Origin of the sequence: Vibrio sp. 661 (assembly GCF_033339315.1) — a bacterium.
Lineage (GTDB): Bacteria > Pseudomonadota > Gammaproteobacteria > Enterobacterales > Vibrionaceae > Vibrio > Vibrio alginolyticus.
In genome coordinates, this window is the sequence record NZ_JAWOUJ010000022.1 from 46,959 (window position 1) to 54,082 (window position 7,124).

At 44.4% G+C, this 7,124-nt stretch carries 7 protein-coding genes and 1 riboswitch; of the genes, 5 read left to right on the forward strand and 2 right to left on the reverse strand.

Going from position 1 to position 7,124, the window contains the following annotated elements; all coding sequences use genetic code 11:
- Positions 1-141 precede the first annotated feature (141 nt).
- Together fabR and R7P69_RS22420 are read left to right on the forward strand one after the other, a co-directional pair.
- Positions 142-783 carry an HTH-type transcriptional repressor FabR gene (fabR, locus tag R7P69_RS22415; RefSeq protein WP_005378632.1) on the forward strand — a complete coding sequence of 214 codons (642 nt, stop codon included), beginning with the start codon at positions 142-144 and terminating at the stop codon, positions 781-783.
- The gene (locus R7P69_RS22420; RefSeq protein WP_005378634.1) at positions 783-1,148 is read left to right on the forward strand and encodes a YijD family membrane protein; all 366 of its coding nucleotides are present in this window, start codon (positions 783-785) and stop codon (positions 1,146-1,148) included. Before fabR ends, R7P69_RS22420 begins: the two co-directional genes overlap by 1 nt.
- A 66-nt stretch (positions 1,149-1,214) precedes the next feature.
- Here R7P69_RS22420 and trmA read toward each other — a convergent pair whose 3' ends face one another.
- Entirely contained in the window at positions 1,215-2,324 is a 1,110-nt protein-coding gene (trmA, locus tag R7P69_RS22425; protein WP_017636070.1) for a tRNA (uridine(54)-C5)-methyltransferase TrmA, read from the reverse strand.
- 184 nt (positions 2,325-2,508) lie between these two features.
- Positions 2,509-2,709: riboswitch (cobalamin riboswitch) on the forward strand.
- 55 nt (positions 2,710-2,764) lie between these two features.
- On the opposite strand from trmA, the gene btuB reads away from it, so the two are divergent.
- From btuB to murI, 3 genes are read left to right on the forward strand one after another with little or no spacing between them, the layout of a single operon-like run.
- Complete coding sequence (gene btuB, locus R7P69_RS22430) at positions 2,765-4,600, forward strand: TonB-dependent vitamin B12 receptor (RefSeq protein WP_017636069.1); 1,836 nt, start codon at positions 2,765-2,767, stop codon at positions 4,598-4,600.
- A gap of 59 nt (positions 4,601-4,659) precedes the next feature.
- A complete protein-coding gene (locus R7P69_RS22435) occupies positions 4,660-5,352 on the forward strand; it encodes an ATPase (protein WP_017821272.1) in 693 nt (230 codons plus the stop codon).
- Positions 5,353-5,383: 31 nt separating this feature from the next.
- Complete coding sequence (gene murI / locus R7P69_RS22440; protein ID WP_053809005.1) at positions 5,384-6,187, forward strand: glutamate racemase; 804 nt, start codon at positions 5,384-5,386, stop codon at positions 6,185-6,187.
- Here the strand turns inward: murI and R7P69_RS22445 are convergent.
- Positions 6,150-6,605 (reverse strand): RNA-binding protein, encoded by a 456-nt coding sequence (locus R7P69_RS22445; protein ID WP_017821270.1) that lies wholly within the window; start codon positions 6,603-6,605, stop codon positions 6,150-6,152. The two genes, murI and R7P69_RS22445, sit on opposite strands and share 38 nt — an antisense overlap.
- Between the last annotated feature and the right edge of the window lie 519 nt (positions 6,606-7,124).

The window sequence follows — 7,124 nt, forward strand, 5'->3', positions numbered from 1 at the left end:
ATCGAGAACATTGCAATTAGATGCATGCCAATAGTAACGTTCTCGGCGCTCAGAGCGAGCGAAGCAACATATCTTTCTCCGTAGGAGCAAATTGCGTTATATTGAGGCTCTTGTACCCTACAGAAAAAGAGCAAGTTAAGAATGAAATCGATGGGAATCCGCGCACAGCAAAAAGAGAAGACACGTCGATCATTGATCGATGCGGCATTTAGTCAATTAAGTGCGGATCGCAGCTTTTCCAGCCTTAGCTTGCGAGAAGTCGCCCGAGAGGCAGGGATTGCACCGACTTCTTTTTACCGTCATTTCAAAGATATGGATGAGCTAGGCTTAACCATGGTCGATGAAGGCGGTTTGTTACTACGCCAACTGATGCGTCAGGCGCGTCAACGTATTGTGAAAGAAGGTAGCGTAATTCGTACCTCGGTCGAAACCTTTATGGAATTCATTGAAAGTAGTCCGAACGTTTTTCGTTTGTTGTTGCGTGAGCGCTCCGGCACTTCTGCTGAATTTCGTACCGCTGTTGCTCGAGAAATCCAGCATTTTGCGGCAGAATTAACCGAGTATTTAATGAGCACCGGCGTGACCAGAGAAGAGGCGTATACTCAAGCAGAAGCGTCTGTGACTTTGGTTTTCAGTTCGGGGGCTGAAGCTTTAGATTTAGATCGACGTGAGCGCGATGAACTCGCCGAGCGATTGATCATGCAATTGCGAATGATAGCCAAAGGGGCCTATTGGTATCGCAAAGAACGTGAACGTAACCGATTAAAAGGCGGGATAGAATAATGTCGAATGGAAATAAATCTGAAAAGAAAACGCTGATTTTGGCACTGGTTGCAGGTATGTGTGGTGATGCTTTGTTGTCATGGTTGACCATGAGTGAAGTATCGTTTTCAATCTTCCCATTGATTGCACTCGTACTGGCTGTACAAGCTCTTTACCAAGAGTACCTAAATAATCCGGTATCAGAAGATATCCCATTAGTTGGCTTGGCGTGTTTCTTCGTAGGTGCGTTTGGTCACTCTGCGTTTATTAAAGCGCAATACCCAGAAGCAGGCTCAAACTTCTTTGCGATCATGGTTTCAATGATTTTACTCGCATGGATTGGTAAGAAGCTAGGTTTTGTCAGCAAGAAGACTTCTGCGGAATAAGCAAAACGAATCAAATTAAAAAAAGCGAGCCATTGAGCTCGCTTTTTTTGTATTTGACGCGGTGGGTTACGCTTTGCGTTCCAATAGCACGCCCGCTTCCATGTGGTGGGTATAAGGGAATTGGTCAAACAGAGCAAAACGCGTTACGTTGTGTGTTTCGCATAGAGTGTCCAAGTTCTCTTTTAGAGTCTCAGGGTTACAAGAGATGTACATGATGCGCTCGTAACCTTGCACCATTTTACAAGTATCGACATCCATCCCAGCACGTGGTGGGTCGACAAAAATCGTATTGCAGTTGTAGCTCTTCAGATCTACACCTGCATCTTGTAGACGACGGAATTCACGCTTACCTTCGATCGCTTGAGTAAATTCCTCTGCTGATAGACGTAGGATTTGTACGTTATCAATCTTATTGGCAGCGATGTTGTACTGTGCAGATACCACAGATGGCTTCGCTAGCTCAGTTGCCAGTACGCGGTCGAAATTCTGTGCCAACGCCAGCGAGAAGTTACCGTTACCACAGTAAAGTTCTAGTAGGTCACCAGTGCTTTCTTGGGTACAGTCGACCGCCCATTCCAGCATCTTCTCTGCGACTTTGCCGTTCGGCTGAGTGAAGCTGTTCTCTACTTGTTGGTAGATGTAGCTTTGACCATTTACATCGAGCTTCTCGATCACGTAGTCGCGGTCTAGGACAATCTTCATCTTACGAGCACGACCAATGATGTTTAGATTGAAGCCTTCATCATTTAAACGCTGTTTAAGGGCTTTCGCGTTTTCAATCCACTCTTCATCAAGTTGGCGATGGTAAAGGAGTGAAACCAGAATCTCACCACTTAGCGTCGATAGGAAATCCACTTGGAACAGTTTACGACGTAGTGAGTCGTTGTCTTTCATCGCTTCAACCAATAGCGGCATCAAATCGTTGATCAGACGGCTGGCTGCTGGGAATTGGTCTACGCGGTATTTCTCACGAGTCTCTTGGTTGAACATGATGTAGTACAGGTCTTCACCTTCATGCCAAACACGGAACTCAGCACGCATACGGTAATGCTGCTCTGGTGATTCAAACACTTCCAGTTCTGGCACGTTGTATGGCGCGAACATATCAGTGAGACGTTCGACTTTTTCAGCCAGTTGTTCTTGGTAGCGTTGTGGGTTTACATCAAGAGTAGCCATGATCTTACCTTTTATGGTGCATTCAATTTAAGAGCGCAGATTTTATTCAATCTCAATAGGATGTCCAGTTTTGTACTGGAATTGATTTAAAGATAGTGCGTACAGGCAGAGTAGAAAGCAAAACCAATCAAAACGTTACAACTTCTAAGGGCAATATTGGCTGGACAAATAATCAATAGCTGAATAATATTTGCCTCAAGTTGGTGCTATCTAGCAATCTAGATGGCTGAAATGGGAATCTGGTGTGAATCCAGAACTGACGCGCAGCGGTAAAAGAGAACGAACGCTCATCAGACACTGCATTAGTTTATGTGGGAAGTCGAGCAAGTAGGCGGTACACCCGTGCTCTTGAGTCCGAATACCTGCCAACAACTGAGCCACAGCACTGGACTGTCATGATGACAGGGCTCGGAAGGAATTACGCGATTTAGGACAATACAATGAGAAAATCCGCACTGGCGATCACTTTGGCATCGCTGCTTTCACCTGTCTCTTATCTACAGGCCCAGGAAACCTCCACTGACGAAACCATCGTTGTTACGGCAAACCGTTTTGAGCAAGCCGAAAGCCGTACGTTGGCAGATGTCGAAGTAGTTACTCGACAAGACATCGATCGCATTCAAGCGAAAACCCTACCAGATGTATTGCGTCGTCTTACGGGGATTCAAGTTTCACAAAATGGTGGTCGTGGTCAGTTAGCGTCTTTATTTGTTCGTGGAACCAGTTCCGACCAAGTTTTAGTACTGGTTGATGGCGTACGTTTTGCACGAGCAGCGAAGGGCGCTGTGGACTTTAACCAAATCCCACTTACTTACGTTCAACGTATTGAGTACGTGCGTGGTGCGCGTGCGTCACTTTATGGCTCAGAAGCGATTGGTGGCGTGATCAATATCATCACCATTGCGCGTGCTGACGAAGAAGGAACGAAGTTAAGTGCGGGTTTAGGTAGTTTAGATTATCAAGAATTGAGTGTGGCATCTGGTATTAAAGTCACAGAGAGCGGCCAGCTAAATATCGCGCTTGGTAGTGAAAGTGATGATGGTTATAACGTTCGTCCTGTACCGGGAGTTAATGACGGTGATCGCCATGGCTTTGATACAAAGAATGGTCTGCTAGGTTACGTGCATAACTTCAATGACCAGTGGTCTGCATTTGGTAACCTGCGTGCTTACGAAAATGTTTATCAATATGACAGCAGCTACGGCAGTCGCGGTTACTACGAAGCAGAAAAAGACGATCTTTCTGTCACTCTGGGCGGTAAGTATCAGTCTGATAATGTGATGTCAGAACTACAAGTAACAGCACAGAAACAGAAGTCTTGGAACTATGAGCAAGCAAAAGGCAAACACTCAGGTACTGAAGATGAACTTGAGCAGCAAAATGTCCAGTGGACCAACAGTTACTTGCTAAACAACAATACGACGTTTGCTGGTGGTATTGACTGGCGTAATGAGTCTTATAAAGACAAGAGTGCGAATAAAACGTTTGATCGTACCAATGGCGCTCTGTTTGGTATGGCAACCACCAGTATTGATAAAGCAATGCTTGAGGGCAGTGCTCGCCTTGATGATAACGAAGAATACGGTAGTGAGTTCACTTACAGCTTAGCGGCTGGTTACCAGTTTGTGCCAGAGTTTGGGGTTAAAGCTTCTTTTGGTACTGCGTTTAAGGCTCCAAACCTATATCAACAGTATGACCCAACATACGGTGAGAAAGATCTTAAGCCGGAAGAGTCAGATGCTTGGGAGCTAGCATTCAGCGGTGATGTCCAAGGCGTTTTTTGGTCCGTAACGGGTTATGACTATAAAATCACGAATCTTATCGATTACCATCCAACCACATACAAATATTTGAATGTCGATGGTGAAACACATATCCAAGGTGTGGAGCTTGTTGCTGAGTTTGATACAGGGATTGTGCAGCACCAGTTGAGTGCAGATTACAAAGATGCTGAAGACGATAAAGGGCATCAGTTGCAGCGCCGCGCTAAAGAAATGTATAAGTGGAATGCTTTAGTGAGCTTCGATAAAGTGGATTGGTCGGTTAGCTATCAGTACGTCGGTAAGCGTCCAGATGTGGATTACAGCACTTGGCCTTCACAAGATATTACGCTTTCTTCTTACTCGTTGGTTGATACGGCGGTGACTTACTATCCGAATGAGTCGACCTCTATTAGCGCTCGTATCGATAATCTACTTGATGAAGAGTATGAGATGGCAAAAGGTTACCCTGCTGCAGAGCGAGCGTACTATCTCAACGTTGGCTACGAATTCTAATCGTGAATGAGCACAAACCGCCTTCGGGCGGTTTTTAATATTTTGTGGTGGAAAATCGAATGAAGAAACCCAAGCGAGTGGTGATCAGTTGGTCCAGCGGTAAAGATTCGACATTAACGCTTGAGCGCCTTAACGAGAATCCAAATTATCAAGTTGTCGGTTTGTACACGACTTACGTAGGGAAAGAAGTCCCTTTCCAAGCAACTCCGCTTGAAGTCGTACAAATGCAAGCAGACTTACTTGCGCTTCCGCTCATTACTATCGAGCTACCTGAAGTCTTTCCAAGTAACGACATTTATCAATCGACCATCGTTAATGCATTACAAAGTAGTGGTCTGAATATAGAAGCTGTCGCATTTGGTGATATGTTTTGTAATGGCATTGCCGATTACCGACGCAGCTATATTGAACCTGTTGGCTGGGAATGCGTCTTTCCTCTATTAGGGGAGAGCAGCGAAAAACTAGCGATGGAAATCATAGAGCGTGGTATTCAAACTATGTTAATCACCATCGACGGAAGAGTTCTCCCTCCAGAATGGTGTGGTCGCTGGTATGACAAAGCCCTAATAGAGTCATTACCAAGTCAAATTGATCCCTGTGGGGAAAATGGTGAATTTCACACATTGGTTACGTCTTCGCCATCTTTTCAAGGACATATCGAGTTGACGAAGCGAGATGTAGAATCTGGAGATAGATTCAGCCATCAAAGATACCATGCTAAAGCATTGCCAAAACAAATCTACGCAGTATGATCGCAACGTTTCTGTTCTTTAGGTAAGACTCGTGCGAGTAGCAAGTAAGAAAAAAGTCCTAGTTTTTGACTCTGGTGTTGGTGGTCTTTCTGTATTCCAAGAGATACATCGCCTATTGCCCCAGTTAGACTACTTATACTTATTCGATAATCAGGCTTACCCTTATGGTGAACTCGATCAGGCTGTACTCATTTCACGAGTTAACCAACTGGTCTCTTCATTAGTCGAAGAACACCAAGTCGACGTTGTTGTCATTGCTTGCAACACGGCGAGCACCATAGTGCTTCCTTCCTTACGCGAAAATTTATCGATTCCCGTTGTTGGTGTTGTCCCTGCGATTAAACCCGCATCGCTTTTAGCATCAAAAGGGGTAGGGCTGATCGCCACTCCGGCGACAGTAACACGCCAATATACTCACGAGTTAATACGGGACTTTGCGCAAGGCAAACCAGTTGAGCTGGTGGGATCAACTCGCTTGGTAGATATGGCCGAAGAGAAGTTGCGAGGCAACAGCGTTTCTCTCGACGAACTGACAAATATCCTGCTTCCCCTTCGCGATAAAGTCGATGTTGCGGTGCTCGGTTGTACTCACTTCCCTTTAATCAAAGAGGAGATTCATCAAGCTTTGGGTGGGGACGTTACTTTAATTGATTCAGGCGCAGCGATTGCACGTCGAGTAAAAGCATTGCTATTAAGTGATGAAATTGAGGATACAGAAGAGGGAAGTAAGTCGATTTATGCCAGTGCAACTCCTTGGCAGGAAGATGCACTGAACATTTGTTTAAAGAAGCTAGGTTTTAATCCTGTTCAGGTTTACCACCATCCGGATGTTTAGGATCGTTCGCAATTCTCACTTTTAGCGTTCTCTCCATATATTCCTTTTCATTAAGTTTAGCGATAGCTGGCTTGGCATCTGCCGCAGCCATCACTACAAAACCAAACCCTCTTCTTTTTCCAGTACGCTTATCTTTCATTAAGCGTACCGCATAGACCTGTCCATATTCAGCAAACAAATCGCGAACATGACTCTCATTGGCCTTATAAGGAAGGTTGCCGACATACAGCGTTTTAGTTGAAGGATCAGGCTCCGAAGATTGAAGAACAGGTGTTTTGCTAGAAAATGAAAAAAGAAAAGCAGTAGCGATAACACCAATGAGGAAGCTCAAGGCTGGTGGGATGATGAATTGAGAGAAAATGATTCCCCCAACGATGGCCAGCCCAACACATAAAATCAGATTTTTTTTAGACGTCATTTTAATTACTACACATAGTGATAAAGAGATCGATTGTCCATTAACAGAATAGACACATGAATCTTACGTATATGGTTGGTGTTTTTCCAACCAATTGCTGTGATATGTCTCAAATGTGACGAAGAAATATGCAAATATCGCACTTTTGGCTAATTTGTGACCGATTGGTTTTTTATTTGCAAAAAACGCTTGTACTAATTTCTCAACTCCCTATACTGCGCATCCACCGACACGGAGTGAGACGAAAGTCACACAGCGAGTCGGAATTGAGAGAAAAGAAATTTGAAAAAAATGCTTGACTCTCTCACGGTGTGAAGTAAGATACGCACCCCTAACGACGAGCAACTAAGTTGCTGAAAATGTTAGAAAAGCTCTTTAAAAATAAGAACCTATCAATCTGTGTGGGCACTCGTTGATGATAATCCAATTAGATACTTCGGTATCAAATTAGGTTTCAATGAAACGAAGTGACCATTGAATCTTCGGATTCAGCACAGTCAATTCAAACATTACTTTATG

What these genes read in the sequence shown, in the direction of transcription:
- fabR (WP_005378632.1), top strand. Translation starts at nt 142, where the DNA reads ATGAAATCGATGGGAATCCGCGCACAGCAAAAAGAGAAGACACGTCGA.
- R7P69_RS22420 (WP_005378634.1), top strand. Translation starts at nt 783, where the DNA reads ATGTCGAATGGAAATAAATCTGAAAAGAAAACGCTGATTTTGGCACTG.
- trmA (WP_017636070.1), bottom strand. Translation starts at nt 2,324, where the DNA reads ATGGCTACTCTTGATGTAAACCCACAACGCTACCAAGAACAACTGGCT.
- btuB (WP_017636069.1), top strand. Translation starts at nt 2,765, where the DNA reads ATGAGAAAATCCGCACTGGCGATCACTTTGGCATCGCTGCTTTCACCT.
- R7P69_RS22435 (WP_017821272.1), top strand. Translation starts at nt 4,660, where the DNA reads ATGAAGAAACCCAAGCGAGTGGTGATCAGTTGGTCCAGCGGTAAAGAT.
- R7P69_RS22445 (WP_017821270.1), bottom strand. Translation starts at nt 6,605, where the DNA reads ATGACGTCTAAAAAAAATCTGATTTTATGTGTTGGGCTGGCCATCGTT.